The sequence below is a fragment of the Dokdonia sp. Dokd-P16 genome (genome assembly GCF_003095655.1).
Classification (GTDB): domain Bacteria; phylum Bacteroidota; class Bacteroidia; order Flavobacteriales; family Flavobacteriaceae; genus Dokdonia.
Genome location: NZ_CP029151.1, coordinates 1,777,585 through 1,796,907, shown reverse-complemented (window position 1 = coordinate 1,796,907; position 19,323 = coordinate 1,777,585). Strand labels below are relative to the sequence as shown.

Annotated in this window: 2 protein-coding genes; both read right to left on the bottom strand. The window is 40.9% G+C overall.

What is annotated here, in order from left to right; translation table 11 throughout:
* Positions 1 to 2: 2 nt before the first annotated feature.
* Positions 3 to 965 carry a type IX secretion system membrane protein PorP/SprF gene (locus DCS32_RS08025; RefSeq protein ID WP_108879263.1) on the bottom strand — a complete coding sequence of 321 codons (963 nt, stop codon included), beginning with the start codon at positions 963 to 965 and terminating at the stop codon, positions 3 to 5.
* A gap of 71 nt (positions 966 to 1,036) precedes the next feature.
* The gene (locus DCS32_RS08020) at positions 1,037 to 19,312 is read right to left on the bottom strand and encodes a gliding motility-associated C-terminal domain-containing protein (RefSeq protein ID WP_108877797.1); all 18,276 of its coding nucleotides are present in this window, start codon (positions 19,310 to 19,312) and stop codon (positions 1,037 to 1,039) included.
* Positions 19,313 to 19,323 lie beyond the last annotated feature (11 nt).

Below are 19,323 nucleotides of genomic sequence, written 5' to 3'. Positions count from 1 at the left end.
AATTAAAAGAAACGTGGAGATATTAATTTTTTAGGCTGCTTAAATACTTCAAACCTTAAGAACACTTCATAACTACCATTATTAAACTGTTGTAGCTCTGTGCTCTCCCTATCATAAGCAAAACCAATCATTAAGCTATCTGTAATCTGAAAGCCTACAAGACCACTTAATGCAGCACTCCATCTGTAAGCAAGTCCAAGGGTTAATTTATCATAAAGCAATGCATTTGCAGTTACGTCCACTTGAAGTGGTGCTCCTTGAACGGCTTTTACCAGTCCTGCTGGCTTAAACTTAAAGTCTTGAGTGATGTCAAATACATATCCAGTAGTTAAGTAGTAATTGATTCTCTCGCGAGCTAGAAACGTCGAGTTTGTACTATTTGAGTTGTCACTAGCATCAAAATGCTCTGTGCGCAATAAATTAGGAGCACTTAACCCTAAATAATATTTATCAGTATAGTAAAACATACCAAGTCCTATTTGTGGGGAAAACTTGTTGTCAATATTATTTTGAGCCGTAGCTAGATTGTCCCCATTTTGAAATGGGTTTGCCTCGCTGTAATTAATATCAAGTAAATGCACACCACCTTTTAATCCAAAAGCTAGCTTTCCCTCATCACTGGTAGGTATCGTATAGCTAAAATCTACATCTATGTAAGTCTCGTTACTTATAAATATTTCATCATTAGTAATATTTAAACCTAGTCCTACACGTTTTGACTCTCCTACTGGAGAATGTATGGAAACTGTTTGCGTTCTAGGAGCTCCATCTAGACCTACCCACTGACTGCGGTGTAATCCTAATACACTTAGACCTCCCCTTGCGCCGGCATAGGCTGGGTTAATGCTTAATGTATTATACATATACTGCGTGTACTGAGCATCTTGTTGTGCTACTGCAGTTTCAGTTGTAAGACCTAAAACGACTACTGCCAGGGCTACTATGGCGATGTATGTTCTTTTCATAGGTGTGTATTTAAATTTGGTACACTTTCTTTTTTTGCTTTCGCGAAAGCGTACCAAATATTATTGTTTTATTATCTATTAATATATAATGGTCCTGCTAGTTGCTTGAGTGAACCAGCATCGTTTGTATAGTCAAGTACGTAGTAATAAGTACCTACAGGTAATAACCTGTCTTGATCTACAACTACACGTCCATTAGACTCTCCTCTGAAGAAGACGTTATCTTGTCCATATCCGTCTGCATCCCAAACAAGCACTCCCCATCTGTTGTAGATACGTAACTTATTATTAGGATACTGCTCGATACCTCTTATTACAAAGACATCGTTAAGACCATCTCCATTAGGAGTCATAATATCAAATACTTCTAATCCATCTGTTGCATCTGGATTACCATTATTTACTTCTAGGAAGTCTGGAATACCATTATCATTCTCGTCACCTAGTTCTTCACCGTTTAGAATACCGTCACCGTCACAATCTCCATCAAGGAATTCTTGACTAGCAGCAAGTGTCTGGCTACCTACTTCTAAACTACAAGAGTTATTAGGGTCTGTACCGTCTAATGCCTCTCTACCGTCTAATACGCCATCTCCATCTGTATCAGGATTAGTAGGATCTGTAGTGTTACCGTTAGGATCTGAAGGAGTAAGCGGATTATCTATTCCAGTAATCTCTTCCTCATTAGTTAACCCATCGTTGTCACAATCTGCATTGTTAAACTCTGCTGTTGTTGTTACAGTCTGGCTATCTGCTACTAAATCACAAACATCAAATGGATCTGTACCATCTGCTATTTCGTCTGCATTAGTTACACCATCGCCATCACAATCAAGGCTAGCAAAATCAGTATCCATAGGTAGTGTAACACTATCTATTAAGAAATCACATGGACTGTTAGGGTCTGTTTTATCTTCTGCTTCATCACCATCAGAAACTCCGTCACCATCTGTATCAGGGTTAGTAGGATCTGTTGTATTACCATTAGGATCTGCAGGAGTATCAGGATCATCTGTTCCAGTGATTTCTTCTGCATTAGTTAATCCATCAAGGTCACAATCAAGATCATTCCACATCTGAGAAGGATCTACAGATTGACTACTTACTTGTAAATCGCAAGGATCATTAGGATCTGTCATATCTCCAGCTTCATCACCATCTGTTACACCGTCACCATCCGTATCTGGATTTTGTGGATCTGTTGTGTTACCATTTGGATCATTTGGAGTTGAAGGATCATCGATTCCTGTAGTCTCCTCATTGTTAGTAAGACCATCCATATCACAATCTGCACTGTTATAAGCAGCATCAGTCGTTTCTGTCTGATTTGCTACTACTAAACTACAGTTATCATTAGGATCTGTACCATCAAGAGCTTCTTGACCATCTGTCACACCATCACCATCAGTATCAATATCTAATGGGTCTGTAATATTACCATTTGGATCTCCAGGAGTTGTTGGATCATCGATTCCAGTAAGTTCCTCACCGTTATTTAACCCATCCATATCACAATCAAGATCATTCCATGCCATTGTAGGAGTAACTGTCTGACTAGCTATCTCAAGAGCACAAGGATCATTAGGGTCTGTCATATCTCCAGCTTCATCACCATCTGTTACACCGTCACCATCCGTGTCTGGATTTTGTGGATCTGTTGTATTACCATTTGGATCATTTGGAGTTGAAGGATCATCGATTCCTGTAGTTTCCTCATTGTTAGTAAGACCATCCATATCACAATCTGCACTGTTATAAGCAGCATCAGTCGTTTCTGTCTGATTTGCTACTACTAAACTACAGTTATCATTAGGATCTGTACCATCAAGAGCTTCTTGACCATCTGTTACACCATCACCATCAGTATCAATATCTAATGGGTCTGTAATATTACCATTTGGATCTCCAGGCGTTGTTGGATCATCGATTCCAGTAAGTTCCTCACCGTTATTTAACCCATCCATATCACAATCAAGATCATTCCATGCCATTGTAGGAGTAACTGTCTGACTAGCTATCTCAAGAGCACAAGGATCATTAGGATCTGTCATATCTCCAGCTTCATCACCATCTGTTACACCGTCACCATCCGTGTCTGGATTTTGTGGATCTGTTGTATTACCATTTGGATCATTTGGAGTTGAAGGATCATCGATTCCCGTAGTCTCCTCATTGTTAGTAAGACCATCCATATCACAATCTGCACTGTTATAAGCAGCATCAGTCGTTTCTGTCTGATTTGCTACTACTAGACTACAGTTATCATTAGGATCTGTACCATCAAGAGCTTCTTGACCATCTGTTACACCATCACCATCAGTATCAATATCTAATGGGTCTGTAATATTACCATTTGGATCTCCAGGAGTTGTTGGATCATCGATTCCAGTAAGTTCCTCACCGTTATTTAACCCATCCATATCACAATCAAGATCATTCCATGCCATTGTAGGAGTAACTGTCTGACTAGCTATCTCAAGAGCACAAGGATCATTAGGATCTGTCATATCTCCAGCTTCATCACCATCTGTTACACCGTCACCATCCGTGTCTGGATTTTGTGGATCTGTTGTATTACCATTTGGATCATTTGGAGTTGAAGGATCATCGATTCCTGTAGTCTCTTCATTGTTAGTAAGACCATCCATATCACAATCAATACTATTCCATTCATTTGTAACGATAGTTAAATCTTGATCTATAGCATTATAAGAACAAGGATCGTTAGGATCAGTACCACCATTTACTTCATCATCATTTGAAACACCATCACCATCACAATCTCCAAGTCCTTGTCCATTACATTCGTCAAAAGAAACAGAAACCTCTGCTGGATCACTTATATTCCCATCATTATCCATTACTGTATAAGCGATAGGTGCTGGATCTTCTACAGATAATCCTGTACAAGTAGCATCTGGAATGCCAGCAGCAGTACAAGGTGTAAAAGTAATTGTACCCGTTACTGGGTCTACACTCCAAACTCCTACTCCAGGTTCAACTAGGTCATCACCAGGATTTGTTGTACCAACAATCTGTACCGTCGATGGATCTACAACATCCCCATTAACATCATTTGCAAGTACATCTATCACTACTGGAAGACCAGTTGTATTATCTGCACTTACATCGGCAGTTGCAACAGGAACGTAATCCACCGTTACGGTAGCTATATTTGATGGGTTACCATCATTATCGTCTATCGTATAACTAGCAGGCGAAGTTGGATCCTCATTAAATCCAGCTAATGGAATAAAGCTTATTGTACCAGTAATTGGATTCACCTGCCAAGACCCTTCTCCTGGTACTGTGTAACCAGTTACGTCTCCATTAGCATCAATAGCAACGTCTAGGGCTCCAGCTGGAACTACTAAGCTCACAGTCGTTACATCTAAAGTTCCATCAGGATCTGCATCTACACCAAAACCATTATCAGCGGTTGGATCTAAACTTACCGTGTCACCAGGTGTATTTGCTAAACTCTCATCGTTTTGTGCTACTGGTGGCTCTGCATCATACATCACAGATACCGTAGCTGCATTAGATACATTACCATCATTATCATTTATTGTATAAGTAATGTCTTGTGGATCTTGGGTAGATACTCCAACACAACTAGCATCAGGAACTCCTGCTGCGCTACAAGGTGTGAAAGTAATGGCTCCACTTACTGGATCAACACTCCAAACTCCTACGCCAGGCTCTACTAAATCATCACCAGGATTAGCAGTACCTACGATTTGAACAGTCGTCAAATCTAAAGTACCATCAGGATCCATATCATTTAATGCAACATCAATAATCACTGGATCACCAGTCATATTATTATTACTAGCATTATCCATCGCAACTGGTGGTTCTGGAACAAAACTCACACTTACACTTGCAGGATCTGAAACATTACCTTCGTCATCCGCAACCACATACTCAATATCCGTAGGGTCTGCTGTGAAAATCTCAGGACAATCAGGTAAAGAAACTACCGTACAAGGTGTAAACCTAATAGCTCCACTTACCGGATCAACACTCCAAGTTCCCTCACCGACAACCACTAAGTCATCGCCAGGATTTGAAGTACCTACAATCTGTACCGTAGTTGGATCTACTATGTCTCCATCAACATCATTTGCAAGTACATCTATCACTACTGGAAGACCAGAGTCATTACCTGCACTCTCATCTAAGGTTGCAACAGGAACGTAATCAATCGTTACGGTAGCTGCATTTGACGGGTTACCATCATTATCATCTATGGTATAACTAGCAGGATTCGTTGGATCATCATTAAAGCCTGTTAATGGTGCAAAACTAATCTCACCAGTTACAGGATTAACTTCCCAAACTCCTTCGCCAGGAACTGTATATCCTATAATATCGCCATCTGCATCCGTCTGTACCATTGTAGCTCCAGTTGGAACTACTAAGCTCACAGTCGTTACATCTAAAGTTCCATCAGGATCGGCATCTACACCAAAACCATTATCAGCGGTTGGATCTAGACTTACCGTTGCACCAGGTGTATTTGCTAAACTCTCATCGTTTTGTGCTACTGGTGGCTCTGCATCATACATCACAGATACCGTAGCTTCGTTAGATACATTACCATCATTATCATTTATTGTATAAGTAATGTCTTGTGGATCTTGGGTAGATACTCCAACACAACTAGCATCAGGAACTCCTGCTGCGCTACAAGGGGTGAAAGTAATTGCTCCACTTACTGGATCAACACTCCAAACTCCTACGCCAGGCTCTACTAAATCATCACCAGGATTAGCAGTACCAACGATCTGAACAGTCGTCAAATCTAAAGTACCATCAGGATCCATATCATTTAATGCAACATCAATAATCACTGGATCACCAGTCATATTATTATTACTAGCATTATCCATCGCAACTGGTGGTTCTGGAACAAAACTCACACTTACACTTGCAGGATCTGAAACATTACCTTCGTCATCCGCAACCACATATTCAATATCGGTAGGGTCTGCTGTGAAAATCTCAGGACAATCAGGTAAAGAAACTACCGTACAAGGAGTAAACGTAATGGCTCCACTTACTGGATCAACACTCCAAGTTCCCTCACCGACAACCACTAAGTCATCGCCAGGATTTGAAGTACCTACAATCTGTACCGTGGTTGGATCTACTATATCTCCATCAATGTCATTGGCTAGTACATCTACCACTACTGGAAGACCAGAGTCATTACCTGCACTCTCATCTAAGGTTGCAACAGGAACATAATCAATCGTTACGGTAGCTGCATTTGATGGGTTACCATCATTATCATCTATGGTATAACTAGCAGAATTCGTTGGATCATCATTAAAACCAGCTTCTGGTATAAAGCTAATTTGACCCGTTGTTTCACTCACTTCCCAAGCGCCTTCTCCAGGAACTGTATACCCTATAATATCACCATCTGCATCAAGCACCTCCATCGTAGCTCCATCTGGAACTACTAAGCTCACAGTCGTTACATCTAAAGTACCATCAGGATCGGCATCTACACCAAAACCATTATCAGCGGTTGGATCTAAACTTACCGTTGCACCAGGTGTATTTGCTAAACTCTCATCATTTTGAGCTACTGGTGGCTCTGCATCATACATCACAGATACCGTAGCTGCGTTAGATACATTACCATCATTATCATTTATTGTATAAGTAATGTCTTGTGGATCTTGGGTAGATACTCCAACACAACTAGCATCAGGAACTCCTGCTGCGCTACAAGGTGTAAAAGTAATTGCTCCACTTACTGGATCAACACTCCAAACTCCTACGCCAGGCTCTACTAAATCATCACCAGGATTAGCAGTACCCACGATTTGAACACTTGTCAAATCTAAAGTACCATCAGGATCCATATCATTTAATGCAACATCAATTATCACTGGATCACCAGTCATATTATTATTACTAGCATTATCCATCGCAACTGGTGGTTCTGGAACAAAACTCACACTTACACTTGCAGGATCTGAAACATTACCTTCGTCATCCGCAACCACATACTCAATATCGGTAGGGTCTGCTGTGAAAATCTCAGGACAATCAGGTAAAGAAACTACCGTACAAGGAGTAAACGTAATGGCTCCACTTACTGGATCAACACTCCAAGTTCCCTCACCGACAACCACTAAGTCATCGCCAGGATTTGAAGTACCTACAATCTGTACCGTGGTTGGATCTACTATGTCTCCATCAACATCATTTGCAAGTACATCTATCACTACTGGAAGACCAGAGTCATTACCTGCACTCTCATCTAAGGTTGCAACAGGAACGTAATCAATCGTTACGGTAGCTGCATTTGATGGGTTACCATCATTATCATCTATGGTATAACTAGCAGGACTTGTTGGATCATCATTAAAGTCTGTTAATGGTGCAAAACTAATCTCACCAGTTACAGGATTAACTTCCCAAACTCCTTCGCCAGGAACTGTATATCCTATAATATCGCCATCTGCATCCGTCTGTACCATTGTAGCTCCAGTTGGAACTACTAAGCTCACAGTCGTTACATCTAAAGTTCCATCAGGATCGGCATCTACACCAAAACCATTATCAGCGGTTGGATCTAAACTTACCGTTGCACCAGGTGTATTTGCTAAACTCTCATCATTTTGAGCTACTGGTGGCTCTGCATCATACATCACAGATACCGTAGCTGCGTTAGATACATTACCATCATTATCATTTATTGTATAAGTAATGTCTTGTGGATCTTGGGTAGATACTCCAACACAACTAGCATCAGGAACTCCTGCTGCGCTACAAGGTGTAAAAGTAATTGCTCCACTTACTGGATCAACACTCCAAACTCCTACGCCAGGCTCTACTAAATCATCTCCAGGATTAGCAGTACCAACGATTTGAACACTTGTCAAATCTAAAGTACCATCAGGATCCATATCATTTAATGCAACATCAATTATCACTGGATCTCCAGTCATATTATTATTACTAGCATTATCCATCGCAACTGGTGGTTCTGGAACAAAACTCACACTTACACTTGCAGGATCTGAAACATTACCTTCGTCATCCGCAACCACATACTCAATATCGGTAGGGTCTGCTGTGAAAATCTCAGGACAATCAGGTAAAGAAACTACCGTACAAGGTGTAAACGTAATGGCTCCACTTACCGGATCAACACTCCAAGTTCCCTCACCGACAACCACTAAGTCATCGCCAGGATTTGAAGTACCTACAATCTGTACCGTGGTTGGATCTACTACGTCTCCATCAATATCATTACCAAGTACATCTATCACTACTGGAAGACCAGTGTCATTACCTGCACTCTCATCTAAGGTTGAAACAGGAACATAATCAATCGTTACGGTAGCTGCATTTGACGGGTTACCATCATTATCATCTATGGTATAACTAGCAGGATTCGTTGGATCATCATTAAAACCAGCTAATGGTGCAAAACTAATCTCACCAGTTACAGGATTAACTTCCCAAACTCCTTCGCCAGGAACTGTATATCCTATAATATCGCCATCTGCATCCGTCTGTACCATTGTAGCTCCAGTTGGAACTACTAAGCTCACAGTCGTTACATCTAAAGTTCCATCAGGATCTGCATCTACACCAAAACCATTATCAGCGGTTGGATCTAAACTTACCGTTGCACCAGGTGTATTTGCTAAACTCTCATCGTTTTGTGCTACTGGTGGCTCTGCATCATACATCACAGATACCGTAGCTGCATTAGATACATTACCATCATTATCATTTATTGTATAAGTAATGTCTTGTGGATCTTGGGTAGATACTCCAACACAACTAGCATCAGGAACTCCTGCTGCGCTACAAGGTGTAAAAGTAATGGCTCCACTTACTGGATCAACACTCCAAACTCCTACGCCAGGCTCTACTAAATCATCACCAGGATTAGCAGTACCAACGATCTGAACAGTCATCAAATCTAAAGTACCATCAGGATCCATATCATTTAATGCAACATCAATAATCACTGGATCACCAGTCATATTATTATTACTAGCATTATCCATCGCAACTGGTGGTTCTGGAACAAAACTCACACTTACACTTGCAGGATCTGAAACATTACCTTCGTCATCCGCAACCACATACTCAATATCCGTAGGGTCTGCTGTGAAAATCTCAGGACAATCAGGTAAAGAAACTACCGTACAAGGTGTAAACCTAATAGCTCCACTTACTGGATCAACACTCCAAGTTCCCTCACCGACAACCACTAAGTCATCGCCAGGATTTGAAGTACCTACAATCTGTACAGTGGTTGGATCTACTATATCTCCATCAATATCATTACCAAGTACATCTACCACTACTGGAAGACCAGAGTCATTACCTGCACTCTCATCTAAGGTTGTAACAGGAACATAATCAATCGTTACGGTAGCTGCATTTGATGGGTTACCATCATTATCATCTATGGTATAACTAGCAGGATTCGTTGGATCATCATTAAAACCAGCTAATGGTGCAAAACTAATCTCACCAGTTACAGGATTAACTTCCCAAACTCCTTCGCCAGGAACTGTATATCCTATAATATCGCCATCTGCATCCGTCTGTACCATTGTAGCTCCAGTTGGAACTACTAAGCTCACAGTCGTTACATCTAAAGTTCCATCAGGATCGGCATCTACACCAAAACCATTATCAGCGGTTGGATCTAGACTTACCGTTGCACCAGGTGTATTTGCTAAACTCTCATCGTTTTGTGCTACTGGTGGCTCTGCATCATACATCACAGATACCGTAGCTGCGTTAGATACATTACCATCATTATCATTTATTGTATAAGTAATGTCTTGTGGATCTTGGGTAGATACTCCAACACAACTAGCATCAGGAACTCCTGCTGCGCTACAAGGTGTAAAAGTAATGGCTCCACTTACTGGATCAACACTCCAAACTCCTACGCCAGGCTCTACTAAATCATCACCAGGATTAGCAGTACCAACGATCTGAACAGTCGTCAAATCTAAAGTACCATCAGGATCCATATCATTTAATGCAACATCAATAATCACTGGATCACCAGTCATATTATTATTACTAGCATTATCCATCGCAACTGGTGGTTCTGGAACAAAACTCACACTTACACTTGCAGGATCTGAAACATTACCTTCGTCATCCGCAACCACATACTCAATATCCGTAGGGTTTGCTGTGAAAATCTCAGGACAATCAGGTAAAGAAACTACCGTACAAGGAGTAAACGTAATAGCTCCACTTACTGGATCAACACTCCAAGTTCCCTCACCGACAACCACTAAGTCATCGCCAGGATTTGAAGTACCTACAATCTGTACCGTGGTTGGATCTACTATGTCTCCATCAACGTCATTGGCAAGTACATCTACCACTACTGGAAGACCAGAGTCATTACCTGCACTCTCATCTAAGGTTGCAACAGGAACATAATCAATCGTTACGGTAGCTGCATTTGACGGGTTACCATCATTATCATCTATGGTATAACTAGCAGGATTCGTTGGATCATCATTAAAACCAGCTAATGGTGCAAAACTAATCTCACCAGTTACAGGATTAACTTCCCAAACTCCTTCGCCAGGAACTGTATATCCTATAATATCGCCATCTGCATCCGTCTGTACCATTGTAGCTCCAGTTGGAACTACTAAGCTCACAGTCGTTACATCTAAAGTTCCATCAGGATCTGCATCTACACCAAAACCATTATCAGCGGTTGGATCTAAACTTACCGTTGCACCAGGTGTATTTGCTAAACTCTCATCGTTTTGTGCTACTGGTGGCTCTGCATCATACATCACAGATACCGTAGCTGCATTAGATACATTACCATCATTATCATTTATTGTATAAGTAATGTCTTGTGGATCTTGGGTAGATACTCCAACACAACTAGCATCAGGAACTCCTGCTGCGCTACAAGGTGTAAAAGTAATGGCTCCACTTACTGGATCAACACTCCAAACTCCTACGCCAGGCTCTACTAAATCATCACCAGGATTAGCAGTACCAACGATCTGAACAGTCGTCAAATCTAAAGTACCATCAGGATCCATATCATTTAATGCAACATCAATAATCACTGGATCACCAGTCATATTATTATTACTAGCATTATCCATCGCAACTGGTGGTTCTGGAACAAAACTCACACTTACACTTGCAGGATCTGAAACATTACCTTCGTCATCCGCAACCACATACTCAATATCCGTAGGGTCTGCTGTGAAAATCTCAGGACAATCAGGTAAAGAAACTACCGTACAAGGTGTAAACCTAATAGCTCCACTTACTGGATCAACACTCCAAGTTCCCTCACCGACAACCACTAAGTCATCGCCAGGATTTGAAGTACCTACAATCTGTACAGTGGTTGGATCTACTATATCTCCATCAATATCATTACCAAGTACATCTACCACTACTGGAAGACCAGAGTCATTACCTGCACTCTCATCTAAGGTTGTAACAGGAACATAATCAATCGTTACGGTAGCTGCATTTGATGGGTTACCATCATTATCATCTATGGTATAACTAGCAGGATTCGTTGGATCATCATTAAAACCAGCTAATGGTGCAAAACTAATCTCACCAGTTACAGGATTAACTTCCCAAACTCCTTCACCAGGAACTGTATATCCTATAATATCACCGTCTGCATCCGTCTGTACCATTGTAGCTCCAGTTGGAACTACTAAGCTCACAGTCGTCACATCTAAAGTTCCATCAGGATCGGCATCTACACCAAAACCATTATCAGCGGTTGGATCTAAACTTACCGTTGCACCTGGCGTATTTGCTAAACTCTCATCGTTTTGAGCTACTGGTGGAACAGCATAAGCTGCACTTACTGTTGCAGGATCAGAAACATTCCCTTCATCATCTGCTACTACGTACATAATGTCCATCGGACTACCTTCAAATAATCCTGTACAACTAGCATCTGGAACTCCGGCTGCAGTACAAGGTGCGAACGTAATCGCTCCGCTTGAAGGATCAACAGTCCATACTCCTACTCCAGGCTCTACCAAACTTGTCACAGGAACTCCCAGATTTGCTGGGTCTATTATCATCACTGTAGTAGGATCTACAAAATCCCCATCAACATCATTTGCTAATACATCAATTACAGCATCCATGCCTGGCATAACGCCAGTAATCTCATCTCCTGTTGCAACAGGAACATAATCAATTGTTACAGTAGCTACATTTGATGGGTTACCATCATTATCATCTATAGTATAACTAGCAGGATCTGTTGGATCATCATTAAAACCAGCTTCTGGTGCAAAACTAATCTCACCAGTTACAGGATTAACTTCCCAAACTCCTTCCCCAGGTACTGTGTATCCTATAATATCTCCGTCTGAATCCACCTGTACCATTGTTGCTCCAGCTGGAACTACTAAACTCACAGTCGTTACATCTAAAGTTCCATCAGGATCGGCATCTACACCAAAACCATTATCAGCGGTTGGATCTACGCTTACCGTAGCTCCAGGTGTATTTGCTAAACTCTCATCGTTTTGTGCTACTGGTGGAACAGCAAAAGCTGCACTTACTGTAGCAGGATCAGAAACATTGCCTTCATCATCTGCTACTACGTACATAATATCCATCGGACTACCTTCAAATAATCCTGTACAACTAGCATCTGGAACTCCGGCTGCAGTACAAGGTGCGAACGTAATCACTCCGCTTGAAGGATTAACAGTCCATACTCCTACTCCAGGCTCTACCAAACTTGTCACAGGAACTCCCGGATTTGTTGGGTCTATTATCATCACTGTAGTAGGATCTACAAGATCCCCATCAACATCATTTGCTAATACATCAATTACAGCATCCATGCCTGGCATAACGCCAGTAATCTCATCTACTGTTGCAACAGGAACATAATCAATTGTTACAGTAGCTACATTTGATGGGTTACCATCATTATCATCTATCGTATAACTAGCAGGATTTGTTGGATCATCGTTAAAACCAGCTTCTGGTGCAAAACTAATCTCACCAGTTATAGGATTAACTTCCCAAACTCCTTCCCCAGGAACTGTATATCCAATAATATCACCGTCTGCATCGGTCTGTACCATTGTAGCTCCAGTTGGAACTACTAAACTCACAGTCGTTACATCTAAAGTTCCATCAGGATCGGCATCTACACCAAAACCATTATCAGCGGTGGGATCTAAACTTACCGTGGCACCAGGTGTATTTGCTAAACTCTCATCGTTTTGAGCTACTGGTGGAACAGCATAAGCTGCACTTACTGTAGCAGGATCAGAAACATTCCCTTCATCATCTGCTACTACGTACATAATATCCATCGGACTACCTTCAAATAATCCTGTACAACTAGCATCTGGAACTCCGGCTGCAGTACAAGGTGCGAACGTAATCACTCCGCTTGAAGGATTAACAGTCCATACTCCTACTCCAGGCTCTACCAAACTTGTCACAGGAACTCCCGGATTTGCTGGGTCTATTATCATCACTGTAGTAGGATCTACAAGATCCCCATCAACATCATTTGCTAATACATCAATTACAGCATCCATGCCTGGCATAACGCCAGTAATCTCATCTACCGTTGCAACAGGAACATAATCAATTGTTACTGTAGCTACATTCGATGGGTTACCATCATTATCATCTATCGTATATCTAGCAGGATTTGTTGGATCATCGCTAAAACCAGCTTCTGGTGCAAAACTAATCTCACCAGTTACAGGATTAACTTCCCAAGCGCCTTCACCAGGTACTGTGTATCCTATAATATCACCGTCTGCATCCGTCTGTACCATCGTTGCTCCAGCTGGAACTACTAAACTCACAGTCGTTACATCTAAAGTACCATCAGGATCGGCATCAACTCCAAAACCATTATCAGCTGTTGGATCTACGCTTACCGTAGCCCCAGGTGTACTCGGAGCACTTACATCATTTTGTGCTACTGGTGGAACAGCATAAGCTGCACTTACTGTAGCAGGATCAGAAACATTCCCTTCATCATCTGCTACTACGTACATAATATCCATCGGACTACCTTCAAATAATCCTGTACAACTAGCATCTGGAACTCCGGCTGCAGTACAAGGCGCGAACGTAATCGCTCCGCTTGAAGGATCGACAGTCCATACTCCTACTCCAGGCTCTACCAAACTTGTCACGGGAACTCCCGGATTTGCTGGGTCTATTATCATTACTGTAGTAGGATCAACAAGATCCCCATCAACATCATTTGCTAATACATCAATTACAGCATCCATGCCAGGCATAACGCCAGTAATCTCATCTACCGTTGCAACAGGAACATAATCAATTGTTACAGTAGCTACATTCGATGGGTTACCATCATTATCATCTATCGTATAACTAGCAGGATTTGTTGGATCATCGTTAAAACCAGCTTCTGGTGCAAAACTAATCTCACCAGTTACAGGATTAACTTCCCAAGCGCCTTCACCAGGTACTGTGTATCCTATAATATCACCGTCTGCATCCGTCTGTACCATCGTTGCTCCAGCTGGAACTACTAAACTCACAGTCGTTACATCCAAAGTACCATCAGGATCGGCATCTACACCAAAACCATTATCAGCGGTTGGATCTACACTTACCGTAGCCCCAGGTGTACTCGGAGTACTTACATCATTTTGTGCTACTGGTGGAACAGCATAAGCTGCACTTACTGAAGCAGGATCAGAAACATTCCCTTCATCATCTGCTACTACGTACATAATATCCATCGGACTACCTTCAAATAATCCTGTACAACTAGCATCTGGAACTCCGGCTGCAGTACAAGGTGCGAACGTAATCGCTCCGCTTGAAGGATCGACAGTCCATACTCCTACTCCAGGCTCTACCAAACTTGTCACAGGAACTCCCGGATTTGCAGGATCTATTATCATTACTGTAGTAGGATCAACAAGGTCACCATCGACATCATTTGCTAATACATCAATTACAGCATCCATGCCAGGCATAACGCCAGTAATCTCATCTACCGTTGCAACAGGAACATAATCAATTGTTACAGTAGCTACATTCGATGGGTTACCATCATTATCATCTATCGTATAACTAGCAGGATTTGTTGGATCATCGTTAAAACCAGCTTCTGGTGCAAAACTAATCTCACCAGTTACAGGATTAACTTCCCAAGCGCCTTCACCAGGTACTGTGTATCCTATAATATCACCGTCTGCATCCGTCTGTACCATCGTTGCTCCAGCTGGAACTACTAAACTCACAGTCGTTACATCCAAAGTTCCATCAGGATCGGCATCTACACCAAAACCATTATCAGCGGTTGGATCTACGCTTACCGTAGCTCCAGGTGTACTCGGAGTACTTACATCATTTTGTGCTACTGGTGGAACAGCATAAGCTGCACTTACTGTAGCAGGATCAGAAACATTCCCTTCATCATCTGCTACTACGTACATAATATCCATCGGACTACCTTCAAATAATCCTGTACAACTAGCATCTGGAACTCCGGCTGCAGTACAAGGTGCGAACGTAATCACTCCGCTTGAAGGATCGACAGTCCATACTCCTACACCAGGCTCTACCAAACTTGTCACGGGAACTCCCGGATTTGCTGGGTCTATTATCATTACTGTAGTAGGATCAACAAGGTCACCATCAACATCATTTGCTAATACATCAATTACAGCATCCATGCCAGGCATAACGCCAGTAATCTCATCTACCGTTGCAACAGAAACATAATCAATTGTTACTGTAGCCTGATTAGAAGTATTACCCGCATTATCATCTATTGTATAAGTGGCAGGAGATGTTGGATCATCATTAAAACCAGCTACTGGTGCAAAACTAATCTCACCGTTTACAGGATTAACTTCCCAAACTCCTTCACCAGGAACTGTGTACCCAATAATATCGCCATCTGCATCCGTTTGTACCATCGTAGATCCAGCTGGAACTACTAAGCTCACGCTCGTAACATCTAATGTACCGTCAGCATCATCATCTATTCCAAAACCATTATCGGCGGTTGGATCTAAACTTACTGTAGCTCCTGGAGTACTCGGAGCACTTACATCATTTTGTACCACTGGTGGAACACTAGGAACTGCTCCTTGATTATTTGCATCTGTTGATAAATCTTGATTATTGGCAGTATTCGGATCATCTTGATCTGCTTGTACAGTAGCACCATTTGAGAAGACTCCCTCACTATCAATTGTTGCTTCAACTGTTATTGTCACATTATTGGCAACTCCAGCAGCAATACTTGCTATAGTACAAGGCAATGCAGTACAACCATCCGAAACATTTGTAATTGTCAAATTTTCAGGAATATCTGTAACTACAACATTAGTTGCTTCATCTGGACCTGCATTACTTACTGTTAATGTATAAGTCACTGTACCCCCCACTACGTAAGGACTACTATCAACCAATACTTTATCAATACTCACATCAGCCTGCGCAATAGTAAGCGTGGCTGAACGTGTTTCTGTAAAACACACATTATCATCGTGTGTAATGACAACAAAATATTCTGTACCACCTAAACCTGTTACATCATTTACTATTAATGAATCCGTATTTTCCCCACTATAATTAGTATCGGCTGCAGTAATAAGAGTTCCTGATGTATCTGGATCACCTATGTACCACATATAGTTTATTCCGGCATTTGCATTTCCAGGAGTTCCGTAATCTGGAACACCTGCTGTAAATCCAGTCGAATTATCTGCTGTTGCCGTAATTGTAAACGTAGCAGACTCACCTGTTGTAGCCGTTTGGTCGGCAGGTTCCATTGCTGTAACATTAACTTGTGTTGCTACAATTTCATTTCCGCTTGCACCATCATAGCCTCCCGTTGCAGGAGAACTTCCTGTAACAAGCCCATCACTATTAACAGTAGTAGGCAACGCTCCTAAACGTCCATCACCATTAGGATCTAATCCACTAGACTCTAAAACGTCATTACATAAGTCGTTATCTGAATCTAAATCAAAGGAGTTTATAATACCATCATTATCTGAGTCACATCGTAAGTAAATAGCAAAAGCAACAGCTTGTTGTGCTGTACCTGGACTTTCAACTGACACATCAATTGATGTTGTGTTTTTTGAAAAATACAAACTATTACCATTTCCTTCTAAATCATAAGTTCCTAAAACATCTAAAGTTTGGTTATTTACATTAAACTGTCCTGGTGATACTCCTGTAAGGATTGATTCTAAAAATGTCCAATCACCTCCATTAGTTTGGAAAGAAATTGTTTCTGGACCATTACCTTGGTTGATAGGAGTAGTAGCTTCTGCATCAATGGCAATAATATCTAAAGGATAAGGGATCCCGTTTTTTAATGCAGTGAATTCCACTGTAAAAGAAAAATCTTGTGTATCTACATTTCCATAAAGTGCTTCTGCACTTCCTGGAGTATTGTATAATAAATTTATTAAAGACTGACCAAATGTTGGAGATTCAAAAGTATTTAAATCATTTGTATCTATTGATTGAGTTCCAGTTCCGTTTACAACAACATTAGAAAAAGTAGCCGTTATTTCTAAATCATTAACCGTAAAGGTTTGTGTATCTCCATTATTTAAAGTTCCTCCAATACTAGACCAATCAAAAATATACAATTGATCTTGGAAGTTACCTGTACCTTCATTTGAGTTTGCAAGATTAGGTTGATCACATCGTTCTTCTACTGTATCTAAAATACCATCATTATCATCATCAAGATCACAAACATCACTTATACCATCAGCATCATTATCTGGATTTCCGGATGCTAGTGCATCACACGGATCTGGAAGAAATGTTAACACTGCCGATCTATTTTCGGACACACACACATTTTCATCATGACTAACAATAACAAAAAATTCAGTATTGTTTAATCCAGAAGAGTCATTAACTGTTAACGTATTTGTGTCTGCACCACTATAATTAGTATCTCCAGGAGCAATAGGCACTCCTGAAACATCTGGATCACCTATATACCATTGATAGCTTAAACCTCCATCTGCATTACCAGGAACACTATAAGTAGGTGAACCACCGGTATAAAACGTGGCTTCATCTGCGCTAGCTGACACTGTAAAGCTCACAGGATCACCTTCAAACACACTTTGATCCATAGGGTTGCCAGCAGCAACATTAACTTGCACCGCATTCAACTCATTTCCACTAAGCCCATTATAACCTCCAGCTACCGACCCAGAACCTGTGACACGGCCAGCACCATCAACAGTTGTTGGCAGTACACCAAGTACTCCATCTCCATCAGGATCTAATCCACCAGACTCTAAAACATCACTACAACCATCACCATCACTATCTAAATCAAAACAATTTGCAATACCATCATTATCTGTATCAAAAGGAACATCTGTAGTAAATCTAAAACTATCAATACCATGAAAATCTTCCCCAGGAGCACCAGCACCACTATAAACTGAATTTCTTTTTATTTCTACTTGAGAAACAGGCGTAATACTAATAAACCCAAAAAAGGATTCGACATTTTCTCCTGCTAAAATAGTACCTAATGAATTTCCTTGACCGTCAAAAACTGAAAAAGTTCCGGTATTACCAGCAGTAACAGAAATAGCAGGACCTATTTGGTAAGAAAGAACACCACCAACATAAATCTGCCAAGTATCAATATAATTACCTGCACCATGATCCATAAAATCAATTAAATCAAACCCAAAAGCATAAACAGGCGTGGTAAAGTTTATAAAAGTTGAAAACTCTAGGTCACTATCTCCTTCTAAATTAGCTCTTCCAGGCTCAATTGACAATCCAGACCCACTTGCTCCAGAAATAAAAGAAGCATTTGTTGTAGAAGCAACATTATAATTATTTGCAACCGGATCTACTGCATCATTTGAACCAGAGACAGAGCCAATTGAGAACGTTGTATTAGAAAAATTTAAATCGGATTGTATTGTTGCACCTGTATTAGTTACAGAAACATCCCATCCAGATTCGGAGTAACCTAATCCATTTGTGTTTCCTGCAATAGCAAAGAACTGAACACCATCATCATTAGTATAATAAACTGCATCAGACTGCACTGCACCACCAGTAGGAACGACAAATGGACACTCTAAAGTATCCAAAATCCCATCATTATCATCATCTTCATCCAGAGTATTAGACACCAGATCACCATCACAATCTGTAGCAGTACCCACACATTGACCATACAAGGAAGATGTAAAACAACCAAATACCACAATTAGGACAATTATCTTTTTTGAGATAATTGACAATTGCAACTTTTCAATCTGTCCGGAAGGAATAGTAATTTTTCCCATATATATAAATT

Excerpts from the sequence above, each read along its gene's own strand:
- DCS32_RS08025 (WP_108879263.1), bottom strand. The coding sequence starts at position 965 with ATGAAAAGAACATACATCGCCATAGTAGCCCTGGCAGTAGTCGTTTTA.
- DCS32_RS08020 (WP_108877797.1), bottom strand. The coding sequence starts at position 19,312 with ATGGGAAAAATTACTATTCCTTCCGGACAGATTGAAAAGTTGCAATTG.